We start from the raw sequence: 19493 nt of genomic DNA on the forward strand, positions 1-19493 counted from the left end.
CATCAACGTGCGACCGGGCGCCGGGCTCCGCCGCCCCTCCCCGCTCTCTGCGTTGCGGGCCCGCCCGCCCGTGGCTAAAGCCGGCCCGGACCTCGCGCGGGAGCACAAACGCCATGCAGACCTTCGACTCGGACGGCGTGCCGATCGCCTATCTCGACGTCGCCCCGGCCGAGGGCGCGGCCGAGCCGATCCTGCTGATCCACGGCTTCGCGTCGAACCACGCCGTCAACTGGGTCAACACCTCCTGGGTGCGCAGCCTGACCGGAGCCGGGCGGCGGGTGATCGCGCTGGACAATCGCGGCCACGGCCGCAGCGGCAAGCTCTACGAGCCGGAGGCCTACGGCTCCGACCTGATGGCGGAGGATGCCCGCCGGCTCCTCGACCACCTGGAGATCCCCCGCGCCGACGTGATGGGGTACTCGATGGGCGCGCGGATCACCGCCTTTCTGGCGCTCGGCCACCCGGACCGCGTCCGCTCGGCCGTGCTCGGGGGTCTCGGCATCCACCTGGTCGAGGGGCGCGGGCTGCCCGCCGGCATCTCGGACGCGATGGAGGCGCCGTCGCGCGACGCGGTCACCGACCCGACGGCGCGGATGTTCCGGGTCTTCGCCGAATCGACCGGCAGCGACCTGCGGGCGCTCGCCGCCTGCATGCGCGGCTCGCGCCAGACCCTGTCCCGGGCCGAAGTCGCGCAGATCGAGGTCCCGGTGCTGGTGGCGGTGGGTACCACCGACACGGTGGCGGGGTCGGGCCCGGCCCTCGCCGCCCTGATCCCGGAGGCCAAGGCCCTCGACATCCCCAACCGCGACCACAACCTCGCGGTCGGCGACAAGGTGCACAAGGCCGGCGTGCTGGAGTTCCTGGCGGGGCGGCCCTGACGGGGCGTCGGCCGGAAGCGTACTCGAACCCCTCCCCCCTCTGCGAGCTATCGGATTCACACATCTCGATTTGAGCGCCTCTCCATTTGAGAATAGCGCGCTTCTCCTCCCCACAACTTGCAGCGATACCGGGCAAGCCCGGGATCGCCGGGGGGAGGGGAAAGCGCGCATATTTACAGTGAGTTAGCTCTCAAGAGAGAAGCATGAAGCCACTAGCCCGCAGAGGGAGGGTTCGCGTGCGGCGGTCATCCTTCCGCGTCGCACAGACGGATTGCAAGTCGATCGGTTGTGCGCAAAACAATAGGGTAGCTGCGCGCCCCGGAAGAGGGCGCGCGCCCCGGGAGAACGCCATGCCGATCGACGCCAACAAGGATCTCGCCCGCGCCTACTTCACCGCCTTCCTCGACCGCGACGAGGCCTGGTGGCAGCGGCACATCGCGCCGGACTTCGTGCGGCACGATCCCGGGCTGAACTTCACGGTGCGCGGCCCCGAGGGCGTGGCCCGGCTCGGCGAGGTGCTGCATGGCGGCGTCACCGAGATGACGTTGCCGATCGACGAGGTGATCGCCGAGGGCGACCGGGTGCTGGTGCGCCTGCGCTTCCGGGGCCGCCATACCGGCGACCTGATGGGACTGCCCGCCAGCGGCCGCAGTATCGACATCGCGGTGATGGACCTGTTTCGCATCGTCGACGGGCGCCTCGTCGAGCATTGGGCGCTGCTGGACAATCTCGGGATGCTGAAGCAGGTCGGCGCCCTCCCGGCCTGATCCCCATCCCTCACCACCCGTCAGCCGGGAGCCTCCGCATGTCCACGCCGCAGATCGTCCTGCACCACTACGCCTTCTCGCCTTACGCCGAGAAGGTCCGCCTCGCCCTCGGGATCAAGGGGCTCGACTGGGGCTCGGTCGAGGTCGCGATGATGCCGCCGCGCCCGCTCCTCGATCCGCTCACCGGCGGCTATCGCCGCATCCCGGTGATGCAGGTCGGCGCCGACATCTATTGCGACACTCACGCGATCCTGCCCGCCCTGGCGCGGCTGCACCCCGAGCCCGGCCTGTCTCCGGGTTTCACCCCGGCGCTGGCCGAGGGCCTGACCTACGGCCTGGAACGCGATCTGTGGCTCGCGGTCATCGGCGTTACGGTGCATTTCGCCGGCGACCTGCCCGAGGCGTTCCTGCGCGACCGCAAGGACGATTACCTCTACGTCGACATCAGCCACGCCGCCATGGAGCCGGATTTCGCCCGCAACGCCCAGCGGGTCGCGGCCTGGACCGCCTGGCTCGCCGCTTCCCTGTCGGATGGCCGCCGGTTCCTCGGCGGCGACCGGCCGGGGGTGGCGGACCTGGCGCATTACCACCTGCTCTGGCTGATGCGCGGCGGCGGCCGGGCCGGCTCGGTCGACCGGCTACTCGGGCTCAAACCCCTCCTCGGCTGGATCGACCGGGTCGCCGGCCTCGGCCACGGCCGGCCGCAAGCGATGACCGCCGAGGCGGCCCTGGAAGTGGCGAAGGCTGCCGAGCCGGCACCGGTCGAGGCCGCGAACGCGGTGCCGGACCTGATCGCGGCGGCCCCCGGCGAGCCCGTGACGGTGACGCCGGACGATTTCGCCCGCGTGCCGGTCGCAGGGAGGCTCGTCGCGGTCGATGCGGAGCGCATCGTCATCCGCCGCGACGATACGCAGGTGGGCGTGCTGCACCTGCACTTCCCGCGGGCCGGGTTCACGGTGGCGAAGGGCTGAAGGCCGGCGGTCCCGGCGGATCGGCTCACCCATCCGCGCCGTGCCGGCGCCGCGGCCCCGGCACGATGCCCGCTCGCAAGCCCCCGGGCCGCGATGAACGGGAATTTAGTGGCCGCAACGGGATCGGCGCCTATCTGCCCCGGCGCATGGTCTGATCGTGTCGGGTCCGGGATGAAGAGCTGTGTCCTCAAGTCGGCGCCAGGGGCGGAACCGCCCATCGCCCAGGGGCATGGCCATATCCATATACTCGGCACCAGTATAATGCATCCTCCGGGATCGAACCAGAACTTCTGAGCGGCGTGCCTCGCGCGGTCGAGGCCCGTCGCTCGTGCATCCCGATCGCCGCGCGATCGGCACGGAAGGAGCCACGGCGTGGAAACCTATACTGACGTCCTGTCGGGCAAGTGCCCCTTCGGCGGCGACCGCGTCGGCGGCGCCTTCGCGACGCCGCCCACCCTGGAGAATTGGTATCCCGACCGCCTGCGCGTCGAGATGCTGCACCAGAACGGGCCGCAGGCGAACCCGCTCGGCGAGACCTTCGATTACCGGGCGGCCTTCGCCTCGCTCGATTACGAGGGGCTGAAGCGCGACATCAAGCAGTTCCTGACCAGCACGGTGTCGTGGTGGCCGTCCGATTACGGCAATTACGGCCCGCAGATGATCCGCATGGCCTGGCACTCCGCCGGCACCTACCGCATCGCCGACGGGCGCGGCGGCGCCGGCCAGGGCCTGCAGCGCTTCGCGCCGATCAGCAGCTGGTGGGACAACGGCAACACCGACAAGTCGCGCCGCCTGCTCTGGCCGATCAAGCAGAAATACGGCAGCGCCCTGTCCTGGGCCGACCTGATGGTGCTGACCGGCAATTGCGCCCTCGAGATCATGAACTTCCCGACCTACGGCTTCGCCGGCGGCCGCGAGGATGCCTGGGAGGCCGACAACGCGACCTATTGGGGCCCGGAGCTGTGGGACCCGACCAATGTCGAGGCCTTCGACGGGATGGTGCAGCGCGACAAGCGCTGGCGGGGCAAGAACGGCGAGGCCGAGTACGACCTCGAGAACCCGCTCGCGGCCTCACACCAGGCGCTGATCTACGTCAACCCGGAGGGTCCCTACGCCAACGGCGATCCGATGGGCTCGGCCCGCGACATCCGCATCACCTTCACCCGCATGGCGATGAACGACGAGGAGACCGTCGCGCTGATCGCCGGCGGCCACGCCTTCGGCAAGAGCCACGGCATGGTCAAGGCCGACAAGGTCGGGCCGCCGCCGGAGATCGCCCCGATGGAGGCGATGGGCCTCGGCTGGCAGAACCCGGAAGGCACGGGCTTTGCCCAATACACGATGACCAACGGCATCGAGGGCTCGTGGACGCCCGATCCGACCACCTGGGACAACAGCTACCTCGAGAACCTGTTCAAGTTCGAGTGGAAGCAGACCCGCAGCCCCGCCGGCGCCCTGCAATGGGAGCCGACCGACCCGAACGCGCCGCGCACCCCCGACGCCCATATCCCGGGCCAGTCGCACCCGCTGATGATGATGACCAGCGACATCGCGCTCAAGACCGATCCGGTCTACCGCGCGATCTGCGAGAAGTTCCTATCCGACTTCGACTACTTCACGCTGCAATTCTCCAAGGCGTGGTACAAGCTGACCCACCGCGACATGGGCCCGAAGGAGCGCTATGTCGGGCCGGAGACGAAGATCGAGCCTGATCTTCTGTGGCAGGACCCGATCCCGCCGGTCGATCACCCGGTCGTCGACGAGGCCGACATCGCCGCCCTGAAGGCGGAGATTCTGGGCAGCGGCCTGTCGGTCTCCGACCTCGCCTTCACGGCCTTCTCGTCGGTCGCCACCTACCGCAACAGCGACAAGCGCGGCGGCGCCAACGGCGCCCGCCTGGCGCTCGCGCCGCAATCGGGCTGGACCGTCAACCGGCGCACCCTGCCGGTGATCGAGAAACTGCGCGGCATCATGGCCGGGTTCAACGGCAAGGCGTCCGGGGGCAAGAAGGTGTCGCTGGCCGATCTCATCGTGCTCGGCGGCTGCGCTGCGGTCGAGGAGGCGGCGAAGGCGGCAGGCGCCGCGACCACGGTGCCGTTCGTGCCCGGCCGGATGGACACCACCGACGCGCTGACCGACGCCGAGAGCTTCGAGTGGCTGAAGCCCCTGGTCGACGGTTTTCGCAATTACGTCGATCCGTCCTTTGCCGAGATCACCAAGGGCCGCGTCTCGCCCGAGGAGGTCTTCCTCGACAAGGCCAACCTGCTGGCGCTCACCGCGCCGGAATGGGTGGTGCTGACCGGGGGCCTGCGGGCGCTCGACCTCAACTACGACGGGTCGCGGCACGGCATCTTCACCGACCGCGTCGGCGTGCTGACCAACGACTTCTTCACCGTGCTGACCAGCATGGACTACGAGTGGAAGAAGGCGGACGACGGCGGCATGACCTTCACCCTCGACGACCGGCAGACCGGCGCGACGACGTTCACGGCGACGCGCTGCGACCTCGTCTTCGGGTCGAACGCCCAGCTGCGGGCGGTGGTCGAGATCTATGCCGGCAGCGACGGCCAGGCACGGTTCGTGCGCGACTTCGTCAAGGTCTGGCACAAGCTGATGATGCTCGATCGCTTCGACGTGAAGCGCAACGAGGCCGGAATGACCACGGCGGCGTGAGGGACAACGCCTCGCCGGCATAGCGCAGCGCCCTCCTTTCCCCGCCTGTGGCAGTGGCATCCGGGGGAAGGAATGGCGCGGGTTTCTCCCCTCCCCCCTGTTGCGGGGGAGGGGGAAACCCGCGTCCACTCGTTGCCGGTGCAGGTCACGCCTGCGCCGGCATCACCCTCCCCACGCCCCCATCACCGTCGGAATCTTCCCCCGCAGCCGCGAGAACCCGCGATTCGACAGCGGCCAGGCTCGCTCGTCCCACTCCCGCCTGATCCGCGAACAGCCCGCCGGCAGCGCCTCCGCCGAGGGGCCGACGGGAGCGAACGGCGTCACGACCGGCAGGGCGCCGGCCCACCCTTCCTCCGCCGGCCCGGCCGGGCAATCGAAATGCCCCCCTGCACGGGCCAGCGCATCCGCCATCGCCGCCGCATCCGCCGCGCGGACCCGATCGGTCGCCCCCTCGATCGAGGCGGTCAGGCCGCCGACCCGCACCACCCGGGCGCCGCCGAGGGGCAGGCTCTCCGGGTGCAGGTCGTCGAGATGCAGGAGCAGGGCGACCGGACCGTCGGGCGGCGCATCGGCCGGCGCCGGCCGAACCTCGCGCGGCGGCGTCTCCTCCTCCAGCGAGGCGGCGTGCTCGTCGAGGTCGTCGGGGTCGTGCCGGCCTTGCGTGAATTCCCGGATGTTGTCGCGCCGCGCGAGGTAGGGTTTGCCCCGCGTGTGCAGGCCCGCGACCCAGCGCCAGGACAGGGTGTTGCTTGCCGGATCGCCGTCGAGAAGGTGGCGCAGGAAGAACGCGGCACCGAGTTCCCAGGGCAGCCGCAGGGAAAAAATCCAGATCGAGGCGAACCACATCCGAGCGTGGTTGTGCAACCAGTTCTCCTCCACGAGCTGCACCGCCCAGGTATCGAAGCCGTCGATCCCGGTCTCACCGGTGATCGCCCGCTCGTAGGTCCGGCGCAGGCCGGGCTCGGCGGCGAGGCGGCCCTGGGCGGCCTCACGCCCGGCGAGGTAGCGCGCCCACACCTCGGGATGGGTCTCGAGATGGCCCTTGAAGTAGGTGCGCCAGAAGACCTCCGTGACGAATTTTTCCGCCCCGCGCTCGCCGTAGGCCCGCACGCCTGCCCGGGCGACCTCCTCCTCGGTCAGGAGCCGGCGGCGCAGGTAAGGCGAGAGGGCGGAGGTCGTCGGCGCCACGCCGCGGCCGCGATCGGTGTTGCGGGCGGCGGCGTAATCGGCGCCGGGGCCGGCGAGGAACGCGGCCAGCAGGTCGAGGCCGGCCGCACGGGTCATGACGGGAGGATGGGGCATGCCCGCCATGTAGGACGGCGGCGCCCGAAAGCGGGGCGGCGCCGTGCCTCAGGCCAGGGCCGCCGGCGCGGCGAGCCCCGGCCGAGTCGGCGGCGCGCGGCCCGTCCTCGGCCTCGCCGGAGAACCGCATCACCGTGGCGCGCAGGCTTGCTCCATCGGCACACGCGGCACCCAGCCCAGGAACCCGGCGGCGCGGCGTCGTGCGGGCGCTGCCGCGAAGACCTCCGGCCATCGTGCATCCTCCGCCTGGGCGTCAGGCGGAGGATGCACCATCCCACTCCGGGACGACCCACCGAGGCGGAGAGCAGGCTGGAGCCTTAGAAGACGAGGCTGGGCATGCAGCGCGGGAGTCTCCCTCTTGCGCGTCGCGCACCCGCGATGCTCCCTGACGGTATGCCAGATGGCGGAGCGTCGGCGCTCGGCAAATCCCCCCGCGCACGGCACCGGGGCCGCCGCCCCGCGTTGACACCGCGGAAGCCCCGGCCGATACCGCGCCCGGCTCCCGATGCGCAGACAGATCCTCAAGACCGCGACGATCATCGTCCACGACCTCGTGGCGACGGCCCTCGCCGTGCTCCTCACCTTCGCGATCCGCTTCGACGGCCCGCTGCTGGCCGAGCGGCTCGCCCATTTGCCGGTGCTCCTGCCGCCCTTCGTGGCCTGCGCCGGGCTGGTCTATCGCGCCTTCGGGCTCTACCGGACCAAGTGGCGCTTCGCCTCGCTGCCGGATCTCGCCAACATCGTGCGGGCCGTGGCTTTGCTGACGCTGCTGCTGCTGGTGCTCGACTACGTGCTGGTCTCACCGGCCCTGTTCGGCATTTACTTCTTCGGCAAGATCGCCATCGGGCTCTACTTCGTCCTGCAGATCTTCCTGCTCGGCGGGCCGCGGCTGGCGTTCCGCTACCTGAAATACAGCCGCTCGCGCCAGAGCGCGGCGCGGGCCGCCAGCACGCCCACCCTGCTGATCGGGCGCGGCCACGACATCGAGGTGGTGCTCCGCGCGATCGAATCGGGCGCCGTGCGCAAGCTCGACCCGAAGGGCATCCTCTCGCCCCGGGCCGAGGAGCAGGGCCAGACCATGCGCGGGGTGCCGGTGCTGGGCTCCGTCTCGGATCTCGATGCGGTGGTGGCCGGCCTGGCCGCCCGCGGCGTGCCGATCCGCCGCCTCGTCGCGACGCCGAGCGCGCTCGCCCCCGAGGCCGAGCCCGAGGCGTTGATCGCCCGGGCGCGCCGCCTCGGCCTGCCGCTCGCGCGCGTCACGAGCCTCGGCGATGCCGGACGCGGGGCGGAACTCGCCCCGATCGAGATCGAAGACCTGCTCTTACGCCCGACCGTCGCCATCGACCGGCCGCGGCTGGAGCACTTCCTGACCGGCCAGCGGATCGTCGTCACCGGCGGGGGCGGCTCGATCGGCTCGGAGATTTGCGCCCGCGCCGTCGCCTTCGGGGCGAGCGCCGTCCTGGTGCTGGAAAGTTCCGAGCCCGCCCTGCACGGGGTCTTGAGCCGCCCCGGGCTCTCCGGCCGGGAGGGGGTGAGCGGCGTCATCGCCGATATCCGCGACCGCGACCGGCTGTGTCGTGTGCTGGCGGAGTTCCGGCCCGACTACGTCTTCCACGCCGCTGCGCTGAAGCAGGTGCCCTACCTGGAGCGGGACTGGAGCGAGGGCATCAAGACCAACGTCTTCGGCTCGGTCAACGTCGCCGACGCGACGCTGGCGGCCGGAGCCAAGGCGCTGGTGATGATCTCGACCGACAAGGCGATCGAGCCGGTGTCGCAGCTCGGCGTCACCAAGCGCTTCGCCGAGATGTACGCCCAGGCCCTCGATGCCGGGCGCACAGCGGGCGAGACCCGCCTCGTCGCGGTGCGGTTCGGCAACGTGCTCGGCTCGGTCGGCTCGGTGGTGCCGGTGTTCAAGGCGCAGATCGCCCGCGGCGGCCCCGTCACGCTGACGCACCCGGACATGGTGCGCTACTTCATGACGGTGCGCGAGGCCGCCGACCTCGTCCTCACCGCCGCCTCCCACGCCGACCGCGAGGCCCGCGACCCGGCGGCCGGCGACCAGCGTGCCGCCGTCTACGTGCTCAAGATGGGCCAGCCGGTGCGGATCCGCGACCTCGCCGAGCGGATGATTCGGCTCGCCGGCTTCGAGCCGGGCGAGGACATCGACGTGGTGGTCACCGGCGCCCGCCCGGGCGAGCGCCTGAACGAGATTCTCTTTGCCCGCGACGAGCCGATGGTGAACCTCGCCGGCATCGACGGGGTGATGGCAGCGAAACCCATCTTCGCCGACCGCGCCCAGTTGCAAGCCTGGCTCGACCGCCTGGCCGAAGCGGTGGCGGCGGACGACCGGGCGGCGGCCGACGCGGTGTTCGGCGAGGCGATCCCGGACTTCCTGCTGCGGAACCGGCCGGCCGGCGAGACCGGCCGCCTCTCGCAGGTGGGCTAAGCAGATTTCGCAAAAGTGGCGGCCGGTTTTGCGACAAAAATCTGCGATAATTCAACAACCTAAGCGGACGAAGCGTTGGCTTGCCAACGCAAGTCTGCTTAGGGCATTTTCCGACGACGTGGAGACCGGTTCGTCGCAGACAATGCGGCAAACCAAAGACCTAAGTTGAGGTCAGTCGATCTCCGATCGTGTGCGATCTCCGATCGCCGACACCTCAGAGCCTGTTTGAGCAGCAATTTCTGAAAAATACTTGAGATTATTGGGGGGATATCCTACCCACCACCTCATCCTGAGGTGCGACTGAAAGGAGCCTCGAAGGAGGGCTCCAGAAGCCTCCGCGATCCCTGGAGCCCTCCTTCGAGGTTAGTCGATCTTCGATCGACTGAAACCTCAGGATGAGGTGGATGGGTAGGACATCTCATGCTCACCGTCAGATTTCGGCAGTCAAATCCGCTCAAACAGGCTCTCAGGATGAGGTTGAGGGTTGGAGCGCCCCATGGCCGGCAGGCTTCAGGTCGCTGTCGTGTCCCGTGGCAACGTGATCGGGCGCTGCCCTCGGGGACGGTACAGGCCTCCTCCGGGGGAGCCATCGCGCCGGGCGATCGGGGACAGTCCCGTGCTTGCGAAGGCCCTTGCCGCGCCTGCAATCCGGACATGCCCCGCAGATGAATCGCCACGCCGCCGAGCGTGTGGCCTGCCAGGGCAAGCCTGCTCGAGACTGTGGCGGCGAGCGAGCCTATGACCTGATCCTGTGACCTGATCCGATGACCGCGTCGAGTCCAGCAGGCCGGCAGCGCCGGCCGGTCCTGCGACATTCGGCGCCCGTTCAGTACATGACACTGCCGGATGCAATCAACTCGGGCTCACTCAACTCCGAGGCGCATCATGAGATGCCTTGACAAAAAAATTGGACATCAGGATAAAGACTAAATTCGGAAAACGATTATATATATCGTCGTGTCGAGCGCCGGGCTTCATGGATGAATGAAAAATCGCAGACCTGAGTATCGAGCTGCAGGAAAGTATAATGGCGATTTATAAAATCAAGAAGACTCTTTCGCTTGCAAACATTCACAGAAACAAAACGGCAACACAACCCGCATTTCCGATCGCGTCGGCGCTTCCTGTAGAACTCGATGTTGTATTCTACAAAAATTTCTATGCGGATCTCAGTCATTTCAACAGCACGGACTCCCTGAGCCATCACTACGTCAAGCATGGCCGACGCGAAGGACGTTTCCCGAACGCGACGCGGCTGAATGAAGCGCTCGCAAAGCTGCCGCACGATTTCAGTCCGGTCGAATACCGCAAGATCAATCCTGAAGCCGAGAACCTGAGCGACCAGGATGCCCGCCTCCACTATTGCACGGTCGGCAAGTCGCTAGGACTCGCCTATCGCCCCGATCAGATTCCAGGCTTCGATCCGGATCATTTTCGCGAAACGCATCCTGCCTTCGCCCATGCCGACGATGCGACCTGCCAGGACGCATGGCAGGCCCAGGGCGGTCCGGACGGCGCCCCAGGGACGCAGGCCGCGCATCTCCAGTGCCTCGGCCTCGCCCTGCAGGCCTACCCCGCCGCTTTCCCGTGGCGCTTCTATACGCGCCTCTACCCGCGCACCGCCGTGCACCGGTGGGCGGCCCTCGCCGATTTCCTGCGCGAGGGCTTCGCCGCGGCCGGCGAGCGGCTTCCCTATGGCGAGGATGCGGCGTCGTTCCTGATCGCGGTCGGCGATCGTTTCACGCGGCTCGGCCGGCAGGAAGCGATCCGCGCCTACGAGCTGGCCGCCGCGCTGGAGCCCTCCGCCTCCACGCAGGTCAGGCTCGCCGAGGCCTATGGCCGCGCCGGCGCCTGGAGCGCCGCCCTCGATCTCTACGATACGCTCCTGGACGATCTGCCGGCGGACGGCGCGGGCGACGACGCGGCGCTGCGCGGCTTCGTGGCCGCGGCGGTGGCGCGTGGCGCGTGGCCGCGCCTGTTCGGCCGCCTTCGGGGCCTCGCCTCGCGAGTCCCGACACCCGCCGACGACGCCCTGGTCCGCGACGCAACCGAGCATTTCTTCGCCGAGCGCGGCCGGGCGGCGCGGTCGCTCTACGGCGACGGGCGACGGGAGGAGGGCGATGCGCTCCTCGCCCAAGCCGTGCGGGACGTGGCGGAGCTGTCGGCCGCGTGCCTGCCCGCCGGGGCGCGGGCCCCGTCGCCCGAACCGTTCGTCGCCGTGCTGGCCGACGGCCTTCCGGAGCGGGCGCGGCGCCGGCTCGGCCGCTCGGTCGAGCTTCTCGGCCGCATCGGTTACGCGGTGCGCGTCTTCGACCTCGCCACCGTCCGTGCCTTCGAGGACGCGCTCCCCGCCGCCACCGCGGCGATCCTGGTGCGGATGCCGGCCTGGCCCACCGTCGTCCAGGCGCTGGTGCGCGCCCGGCGTCTCGGCGTCCCGACCCTGTACGAGACCGACGAGATGACGTTCGACCCGCGCCACGCGCCGCCGCCGCGGGCGGCCTTCGAGGGCCGGATCGGCGAGCGGGCCTACGAGGACCTCGTCTTCGGGGTGGCGCTCTATCGCGGGGCGGCGGCCTTGTGCGATCACGGCCTCGCGCCGACCCGGGCGCTCGCCGGCCATCTCGACCGGATCGTCGCGACGGGACGCAGCTTCGTCGTGCGGGACGCGGCCGAGCCGGGCGAGCGGTCGGGCGCGGCGGGGGACGCGATCCGCCTGTTCCTCTCCACGCCGCAATCGCGGATCGTGGGCCCGGCGGATCCCGTCGGCGCGGCCCTGCTGCATGTTCTGGAGCGGGAGAAGCGGGTCAGGCTGACGACGGCCGGCTTCGTCCTGCTCGACGACGCCTTCGCGCCCTTCGCCGACCGCATCACCCGGCGCGGGCCCGTCCCGGACGGGGAGGAGGCGGTGCGGGACAGCGATCTGAACCTCGTGCCGGTGGACGGAAGCGAGGCCGAATCCTGCTTGGGCCCGACCGGCTGGCTTTCCGCCGCGCGTTTCGGGATCCCGACCCTGGCGGGCGACACCCCCGCCCTCCGCGAGACCCTGCGGGACGGGGTCGAGATCCGCCTCGCCGCCGGGGCGGCGGCGTGGATCGCCGCGCTCGGCGACCTCGTCGCCGCGCCGGACCGGCGCGCGGCTTTGGGTGCGGCGGCGGCGCAACGCCTGCGCACAGCCCACGCACCCGAGGCGGCGGCTGCGGATTACCGTACGATGATCGACGCCCTCCGGAGCCGACGGCCGCGATGAACGCCCCGAACCGCCTCAGCCTCACGGCCCTGCGCCGCACCCTCGCGCGGCTCCTCGATCCCGATCGCGGGAGGCACGCGCCGGCGCCCATTTCGGAGGCAGCCCCGAAGCCGGCGGCAGAGACCCCGCCCGAGACCCTGGACGCGCAGCTCGAACGCCTGATCGGCGCGATCGCCGCCCGGGCGACGACGCTTGCCATGGACGGATCCTTCTACCACGAGGTCGGCCCGGCGGTGAACGGCGACAGCCTGGAGGCGGCGTCGGCCGAGGACCTGCTCGCCGCCGCCTTCCAGCCGGGAGCCCGCCTGCTCGATTTCGGCTGCGGGTCGATGCACAGCCGGCCGTTCATCGAATCTCTCGGCTATGCCTGGCAGGGGGTCGACCATCTCGACAGCGTCTCGGGCACGGTCCGGGACGAGGTGGCGCGCCTCGGCGACGCCGTGCGTTTCTACGACGGGCGCGTGCTGCCCTTCGCCGACGGCGAATTCGACGTGGTCTGGGCGATGGTGGTGCTCCACCACGTGCAGCACATCGATCTCAGCTTCGGCGAGATCGCCCGCGTGCTGCGGCCCGGCGGCAAGCTGATCGGGCAGGTGGCGTATCTGGAGCAGATGCAGGATTACGGCACCTTCAACTTCACGCCCTACGGCCTGAAGGTGGCGGCGCAGGAAGCGGGCCTGCGGCTGACCCGGGTCGAGCCGAAGCACGATGCCTTCGTGTTCCTGCTGCGCCGCCTGCTGATCACCCTGACGGCGAGCGACGACACCCCGTTCAACGCCATGATGGGGCCGGGGGGCTTCGTCCACCGGTCCCTGATCGAGACCGGGCACCGGCTCGGCCTCGACATCCGGACCATCAACCTGCTCCGGATCCTGTTCTGCACGCATGTGGTGTTCGAGATCGAGAAGATCCCGGGCGAGGCGTCGTGATCGGCGCCGTGCCGGGCCATCCCCCGCCCGCCGGCCCGGAGCGGCGGGAGACGCCCCGCCCCGGCTGGGCACAGGCCGGCGCCGATCCCGTCGCGGCGGTGCGGGCGGCCGAGGCCCTGCGGGACCGCGGCGACATCCTCGGCGCGGCCGCGATCCTCGCCGAACTGTGCCGGCTGTTTCCCCACCTGCCCTATGGCTGGCGCGAGCGCGCGATCCTGCGCCGGCGGGCGGGCGACGCGGCGGGGGCCGCGCACGACTTCGCGCGGGCGCGGGCGGCCGATCCGGGCGACCTCCTCACCCTGGTGCAGTCGGTGCGCCAGCTCGCCGGCGCCGGGCGGCTCGACGAGGCGCAAGGCTGCCTGTCGGCCTTTCCGGCGACGCCCGCACAAGCCGGCCGGGTGGCGCGGCTCGACCAGCTGCTCGCCTTCATGCGGCGGCATCCCGAGGCGGAGGCGATGCGTCTCGCCATGGCGGTCCGCACCTCTCAGCGCCATCTCGGCACCGCCGCCGTGGAGGCCCGCATCGGGGCCGCCCTCTCCGGGCGGGAGCCCTTCTCGCTGATCAGGCTCGGCGACGGCGAGGGCGCCTGGATCAGCGATCCCGACGAGGAGGGCGGGCGTTTTCGCGATCTCTATCGCCGCAACCGCAAGCGCATCCTGCGGACCTGGTTCGGCAGCGACGCCCTGATCGACCGCCGGGATTTCCTCGACCTGCGCCAACGCATCCTGGCGACGATCCCGGCCGCCTCGGTCGTCGGCGTGACCTATCCGGAGCGGGTGCGGCACGAATACGCCATCGCCAGTCCCGACGGCGTGCCGTGCTGCACCAACGTGCTGCGCCACGTCGCAGCCCTCCTGGGGTCCGGGGGTCCGTCCTTCTGCACCCACGACATCCACCTCGACCTGCACCTCTCGGGCGCCCTGCACCGGCTCATGGGAGCGGGCCACCCGGTCGGCCTGATCTCCTGCCACCCGGCCTTGGCCGCCACGCTCGCGCGCCGGCCCGGCACCCGGGTCGCCGCCGCGCTGCTGGTGCCGGAGGAGAAGCGGTTCACCCGCGTCATCGGCGCGACCGGGATGCCGGGCACCCATTATCCGGACGCCTTCGCGCGGGTGACGGCGCGCCTGCGGAGCCGGGACTGGACCGGAATGCTCTGGCTCGTCGCCGCCGGCTACCTGGGCAAGCTCTACTGCCACGAGATCGCCGCCCGCGGCGGCGTCGCCGTCGATATCGGGTCGATCGCGGATGCGTGGTCCGGCAAGGCGACCCGCCCGGGCCTCGCCGACCTCGCCCGCTACCGCCTCGACGGCGTGTCTCCACCCCGCGCGGAGGGCGCATGACCGAGAGGGACGCTACCACGAGGGACGCGACCGCGAGGAACGAGACCGCGATGACGATGCCGGCGACGGAGCGGGTGCTGGGCGCCCTGGCGGCCCGCCAGCCCCTGGACCTGGCGGTGGCCGTGGTCACGGCGCATCCGGACGACGAGACGATCGGCCTCGGCGGGGTGATGGCCCACCTGCGCGACCTGACCCTGCTGCAGCTCACCGACGGGGCGCCGCTCGATCCCGCCATCGCGGCGAATGCCGGCTTCGCGACCCGCCAGGCCTATGCGGCGGCCCGGCGCGGCGAGCTCGTCGACGCCCTCGCCGTGCTGGTCGAGGGCCGCTTCACCCGCCAGGCCTTCTACGAGATTCCGGACGGGCGGCTGGCCGACCACCTGGCGGTGGCGGTCGAGCGGCTGGTCGAGGACCTGATCTGGGTCGATGCGGTCCTGACCCACCCCTACGAGGGCGGTCATTTCGACCACGACGCGGCGGCCTTCGCGGTGCAGGAGGCCTGCGCGCGCCTCGTGCGCCAGGGCAGCCACGCCCCGGCGCGGCTCGAATTCACCAGCTACCACCGGCGGCACGGCCAGTTGCGCACCGGGCGCTTCCTCGACGATCCGGGCCTCCCGGAGATCGGCGTGCCGCTGACGCCGGAAGCGGCGCGGCGCAAGGAGGCGGCCTTCGCCTGCCACCGCAGCCAGACCGGCAATCTCGGCCTGTTCGGGTTCGGCCCGGAGCGTTTCAGGCCGGCCCCGACCTACGACTTCTCGCGGCCGCCGCCGGGAAGCGAGGTCATGTACGGCCTGGAGGTCTGGCAGGGCCTGAGCCGCGCCGTCGCGGCCGTGGCGTCCTGAGCACGACTCGTACCGCCGCCCCTTCGAACGGACCTGTTCGAAGGGGCTGGCCAAGCCCCAACGGGCGTCGGCGCCCATGCGCCGGACGCTGTCGCATCGACGTGTCGAGGCGACAGCGCAACGGTATCAAGCCCGCGGATCGATGATCGCGATGCCGTCGGGCGCCCTGCCGCCCATCGCGACGAGCGCCGGAATCGCCTCGGCAAGGGAGAGCGTCTCGCCCAGGAGCCGCTCCGGCTTGAGCCGGCCGGCCCGGATCATGTCCAGCATGGCGTCGTAGCGCCAGGCCTGCATGCCGTGGCTGCCGTAGATCTCGAGTTCGTGCGCGATGACCTGCGCCATGGGAATTGGCGCCCGCGCGTGGTCGGCCAGCATCAGGCCGACCTGCACGTGGCGGCCGCGCCGCCGCAGGTTGGCGATGGAGTTGAAGCAGGTCTCAGGGTTGCCGAGCGCGTCGATCGACACGTGCGCGCCGCCGCCGGTGATCTCCCGGACCGCCTCGACCACGTCCGGCACGTCGCGGCCGTTGACCGTCGCATCGGCCCCCATGGCCCGGGCCAGCGCGAGCTTGGACGCGGCGATGTCCACCGCGACGACCTGGGCGCCGAGGGCGGACGCGATCATGATCGCCGAGAGGCCGACCCCGCCGGCGCCGTGGACGGCGACCCACTCGCCGCCGCGCACCCGGCCCTGGTCGACGACCGCCCGGAACGACGTCGCGAAGCGGCAGCCGAGGCTCGCGGCCGTCGGAAAGGTCATGTCGTCGGGCAGGCGCACGAGGTTGTGGTCGGCCCGGTCGATCGCCACGAACTCGGCGAACGAGCCCCAATGGGTGAAGCCGGGCTGGAACTGCGCCTCGCAGACCTGCTGGTGGCCGGCATGGCATTCCCGGCAATGGCCGCAGGCCGCGATGAACGGAACCGTGACCCGGTCGCCGATCCGGAACCGGCGCACCGCCGATCCCGTCGCCGAGACCACCCCGGCGAATTCGTGTCCCGGCACGTGGGGCAGGCGGATATCGGGGTCGTGCCCCTTCCAGCCGTGCCAGTCGCTACGGCAGAGCCCCGTCGCCTTGACGTCGATCACCACGCCGTCGGGCGCGGGCGTCGGGTCCGGCACGTCGCAGATTTCCGGGACCCTGTCGAAACGCTCGACGATCATCGCTTTCATGGCGGCCGCATCCTTGTCTCGCGGGGAAAACCCGCTCCTTCCGACAGGATTGCGACCGGGAGCGCAATCCTCAGCGACCGAAGGCGCCCTGCCCTCCCGCGACCGTCTCTCCCGCTCCTCGCCGCGCGGCGCAGTAGCCCGCCACCGTCCCGATCGCCCACAACGCCTTGTCGCGCGCCGTGCCGGTGTCCCGTCGCAGGAGCGCGCGGGTGCCGCTGGCGGTGAAGCGGGCGAGGCGAAAGCCGAGATAGACGAGGCCGTAGCGGTGCAGCCGCAGCACCCGGCCGAAGCCGCGGGCATAATCGGCGGCGCGGGTGTGGCGGCCGGCCTCAGCCACCTGGTCGTGGTGGACGACGAGGCCGTGGCGGAACACCACCCCCCTCCCCTGCGCGAGGAGGCGCAGCAGGAAGTCGGTCTCCTCGCCGGAGCGGAACGGGGTCGGGGCGCCGACGCCCAGGCTCTCGTCGAAGCCGCCGACCGCGCGGGCGGCGGCGCGGCGCACGAACAGGCCGTTGGAATTGCCGGAGAACCACACGTTGCGCCGGCCGACCGCCTGGTCGGCGGCCAGGAACGCGCCGAGGGACTCGCGGCCGGCCGCGTCGAGGGTGCGCCCGGTCACGGCATCGGCCCCCGGGTGCTCGGCGAACAGCCGCACCACCGCGGCAACGAGGCCGGGCGGATACCAGCAATCGTCGTCCGGGAAGGCGATCAGGTCGCCGCGGCAGCGGGCGAGCCCGACATTGCGGGCCCGGGACAGGCCCGGCGCCGAACGGGCATGGTCGATGCTGAGCCGGTCGCGGTAGCGGCCTACGATCGGCTCCAGGGTGCCGGGCTCGTTCTGGTCGACCAGCACCACCTCGAAATCCCGGCAGGTCTGGAGCAGCAGGGACTCGAACAGCCGTTCGAGCTGCGCCGAGCGGCCCTTGGTGCAGACCAGCAGGGAGACGAGCGGCGGGGGAGCGGAGGGGGCGTGCTCGGTGCTCATCGTCTTGATCCTCAGCCGCCGCGTGACACTTGCAGGGGTGACGCCTGCAGGAACAGGTCGCCCGGACCCTGGGCCTGCCGCGGGGCCGCCGGCTCGGGGGCGGCACCCGGCCGGGTCTCGGGCCGCGTGTCGCGCACCACCCGTTCGAGGATGGCGAAGATCCGGTCCTGGTCGACCGCGCGGCTCAGGTTGTGGTCGGTGCCCTCGAGGATCTGGACCGGGTAGCCGAGGCGGCGGGCGATCCGGGTCTCCGACTCGCCGAAATGCGCCCGCACCGTCGGGATGCCGAGGTCGTCGGCGCTGTAGACCATGCAGATCCGGGCGCCGCGGCGGCGCAAGGAGGCCACCCGGCCGGCGACGCTCGCGGCGGAGAGCGTCCGCCACGGCATCCGGGCGGTCGCACGGTCGAGGCGGGCGGCGCCGTCGCGCAGGAGCGCGCGGGCGATCTTCATCAGGCTGAGGTCGCCGGTGAGGATCCGGTGCCAGAACCGGCCCTGCCGCGCCCGCTCGCCGTAGCTCTGGCTGTGGCGAAACGTGTCCCGCACCATGGTCTCGACGTCGGTGCCGGCTTTCAGGTCGAAGCAGTACAGGTTGACCAGCACCGCCGCCCGCAGGCGGGCATCGCGGACGAGGGCCTGGAACGCCTGGTAGGCGCCGCTGCAATTGCCCAGGACCACGCCGGGGGTGTGGCCAGACGCCGCCAGGTGATCGATGGCCGCCGTGACGTCGGCGACCGAATCGGCGGCGTAGAGCGGCAGCGAGCCGTCCGGCCGGTCGGGACTGTCGCCGATGCCGCGCAGGTCGAAGCGGAACGAGGCGATGCCGGAGGCCGCCAGGCGCCGGGCGAGCCGCGTCGTCTGGCGCCCGTGCCCGGCCCGCGGGTTGCGCCCGGAATTGACCACCAGCACGGTATCGCCGCTCCAGGCCGCGGCCGGCCGGCACAGGATGCCGACGAGGCCGGGGCCGAAGCGCGACACCTCCTCGCGCCAGTCCTCGTCCTCCAGCCGGCAGGGCGGCAAGGGGGGCATGGTAACCGGCTCGATTGCGGCCGGCGCCTCCGCCGCCGCGAAGTCGCGCACCAGCGCGAAGGTCTGGTCGGGGGTGCGGGAGAAGAGCGGATCGGAGACGAGCTGCGTCAGGTCGGGGAACGGCCCGGTCTCGACCTGGCTCCCGAGCGCCCGGTAGCGCTCGGCGATGGCATCGACCTTCGGGCCGAGCATCAGGATCCGGGGCGCCGGGGCCCCCTCCGCCGAGGCGAGGTCGAGCCGCGCGAGGTCGGCGAGGGTCTGGGACCCGAGGAGGAAGCTGCCGATCATCAGCGAATCGGGCTCCTGCGGCATCGGCGTGCGGTCGGGCATCACGTCGATGAGCCGGGCCTGCATCGCCATCTCGCGCCGATAGGCCTTGCCGCTCGGGAACGGGCTCAGCATCACCAGCCGGTCGATGTCCTCGCCGGTGAGCGCCGCCAGGGTGGCGCCGAGCCGCAGGCCCACCACGGCGATCTCCTCGGCGCCCCGCTCGCGCAGGAAGGCGAGGCCGGCGCGGATCGCATCGAGCGCCGCCGGGATCTCGGGCCCCGCCGGGTCGCGCGAATCGCCCTGGCCCGGATAGTCGAAGCGCAGGGTCGGGCAGCCGGCCCCGGCGATCATCGCGGCGAGTTCGCGCCAGGAGCGATAGGCGCACCATTGCTCGAACCCGAAGGTGCCGCAGAGCAGCACGCCGCGCCGGCGCGCGCCGGGGCTGTACCAGCCGAACGCATCGCCGAGGGCGACCGGGACCGGCTCCGTCGCGGCGGGCCTCTCGCCCGTGCCGTCGGTCAGCATCTGCACAGTTCCTTCTCGTTCGATCGGAACAATCCTCGACCCTGGGGCCGGCCTGGATTGTTTTAGCGCTTGAATTTTTCTGATTCGTCTAAGACGAGCGGGGTCGGGGAGGCGCCGGCC

General features: G+C 71.2%; 15 protein-coding genes. 9 read left to right on the forward strand and 6 right to left on the reverse strand.

Translation table 11 applies throughout. From position 1 onward, the window contains the following. Positions 1–113: 113 nt before the first annotated feature. From HBB12_RS23820 to katG, 4 genes are all read left to right on the forward strand, one after another. A complete protein-coding gene (locus tag HBB12_RS23820) occupies positions 114–878 on the forward strand; it encodes an alpha/beta fold hydrolase (RefSeq protein WP_236991632.1) in 765 nt (254 codons plus the stop codon). 350 nt (positions 879–1228) lie between these two features. Beyond that, positions 1229–1645 (forward strand): ester cyclase, encoded by a 417-nt coding sequence (locus HBB12_RS23825; RefSeq protein ID WP_236991633.1) that lies wholly within the window; start codon positions 1229–1231, stop codon positions 1643–1645. Positions 1646–1683: 38 nt separating this feature from the next. Next, a complete protein-coding gene (locus HBB12_RS23830) occupies positions 1684–2616 on the forward strand; it encodes a glutathione S-transferase family protein (protein WP_236991634.1) in 933 nt (310 codons plus the stop codon). Positions 2617–2988: 372 nt separating this feature from the next. Continuing rightward, positions 2989–5289: a catalase/peroxidase HPI gene (gene katG / locus HBB12_RS23835; RefSeq protein ID WP_236991635.1), complete on the forward strand. Its 2301-nt coding sequence runs from the start codon at positions 2989–2991 to the stop codon at positions 5287–5289. A gap of 162 nt (positions 5290–5451) precedes the next feature. Here the strand turns inward: katG and HBB12_RS23840 are convergent, their stop codons facing one another. Continuing rightward, a complete protein-coding gene (locus HBB12_RS23840) occupies positions 5452–6591 on the reverse strand; it encodes an FAD-binding domain-containing protein (protein WP_236991636.1) in 1140 nt (379 codons plus the stop codon). Between the two features lie 505 nt (positions 6592–7096). Between HBB12_RS23840 and HBB12_RS23845 the strand changes: the two genes are divergently transcribed. Continuing rightward, the gene (locus tag HBB12_RS23845) at positions 7097–9037 is read left to right on the forward strand and encodes an SDR family NAD(P)-dependent oxidoreductase (RefSeq protein ID WP_236991637.1); all 1941 of its coding nucleotides are present in this window, start codon (positions 7097–7099) and stop codon (positions 9035–9037) included. Between the two features lie 943 nt (positions 9038–9980). On the opposite strand, the gene HBB12_RS23850 is transcribed toward HBB12_RS23845, so the two are convergent. Beyond that, positions 9981–10397 (reverse strand): hypothetical protein, encoded by a 417-nt coding sequence (locus HBB12_RS23850; protein ID WP_236991638.1) that lies wholly within the window; start codon positions 10395–10397, stop codon positions 9981–9983. 21 nt (positions 10398–10418) lie between these two features. Then, complete coding sequence (locus HBB12_RS23855; protein ID WP_236991639.1) at positions 10419–10577, reverse strand: hypothetical protein; 159 nt, start codon at positions 10575–10577, stop codon at positions 10419–10421. 84 nt (positions 10578–10661) lie between these two features. Here HBB12_RS23855 and HBB12_RS23860 point away from each other — a divergent pair, with 84 nt between their 5' ends. From HBB12_RS23860 to HBB12_RS23875, 4 genes are read left to right on the forward strand one after another with little or no spacing between them, the layout of a single operon-like run. Next, positions 10662–12284, forward strand: coding sequence for a glycosyltransferase family protein (locus tag HBB12_RS23860; RefSeq protein ID WP_236991640.1), 1623 nt, complete (start codon positions 10662–10664; stop codon positions 12282–12284). After that, a complete protein-coding gene (locus HBB12_RS23865; protein WP_236991641.1) occupies positions 12281–13213 on the forward strand; it encodes a class I SAM-dependent methyltransferase in 933 nt (310 codons plus the stop codon). The genes HBB12_RS23860 and HBB12_RS23865 overlap by 4 nt, the downstream gene beginning before the upstream one ends. Continuing rightward, a complete protein-coding gene (locus HBB12_RS23870; protein WP_236991642.1) occupies positions 13210–14553 on the forward strand; it encodes a GT-D fold domain-containing protein in 1344 nt (447 codons plus the stop codon). The genes HBB12_RS23865 and HBB12_RS23870 overlap by 4 nt, the downstream gene beginning before the upstream one ends. Continuing rightward, positions 14550–15395 (forward strand): PIG-L deacetylase family protein, encoded by an 846-nt coding sequence (locus HBB12_RS23875; protein WP_236991643.1) that lies wholly within the window; start codon positions 14550–14552, stop codon positions 15393–15395. The genes HBB12_RS23870 and HBB12_RS23875 overlap by 4 nt, the downstream gene beginning before the upstream one ends. Positions 15396–15521: 126 nt before the next feature. On the opposite strand, the gene HBB12_RS23880 is transcribed toward HBB12_RS23875, so the two are convergent. The 3 genes from HBB12_RS23880 to HBB12_RS23890 all read right to left on the reverse strand — a co-directional run bounded on the left by HBB12_RS23880 (position 15522) and on the right by HBB12_RS23890 (position 19373). Further along, a complete protein-coding gene (locus HBB12_RS23880; RefSeq protein WP_236991644.1) occupies positions 15522–16565 on the reverse strand; it encodes a zinc-dependent alcohol dehydrogenase family protein in 1044 nt (347 codons plus the stop codon). A 70-nt stretch (positions 16566–16635) separates the two neighbouring features. Further along, positions 16636–17550, reverse strand: a complete 915-nt coding sequence (locus tag HBB12_RS23885; protein ID WP_236991645.1) for a glycosyltransferase family 2 protein — start codon at positions 17548–17550, stop codon at positions 16636–16638. Positions 17551–17561: 11 nt separating this feature from the next. Continuing rightward, positions 17562–19373, reverse strand: a complete 1812-nt coding sequence (locus tag HBB12_RS23890) for an alpha/beta hydrolase (protein WP_236991646.1) — start codon at positions 19371–19373, stop codon at positions 17562–17564. Positions 19374–19493: the final 120 nt, after the last annotated feature.

The organism is Methylobacterium sp. SyP6R (assembly GCF_019216885.1).
GTDB lineage: Bacteria > Pseudomonadota > Alphaproteobacteria > Rhizobiales > Beijerinckiaceae > Methylobacterium.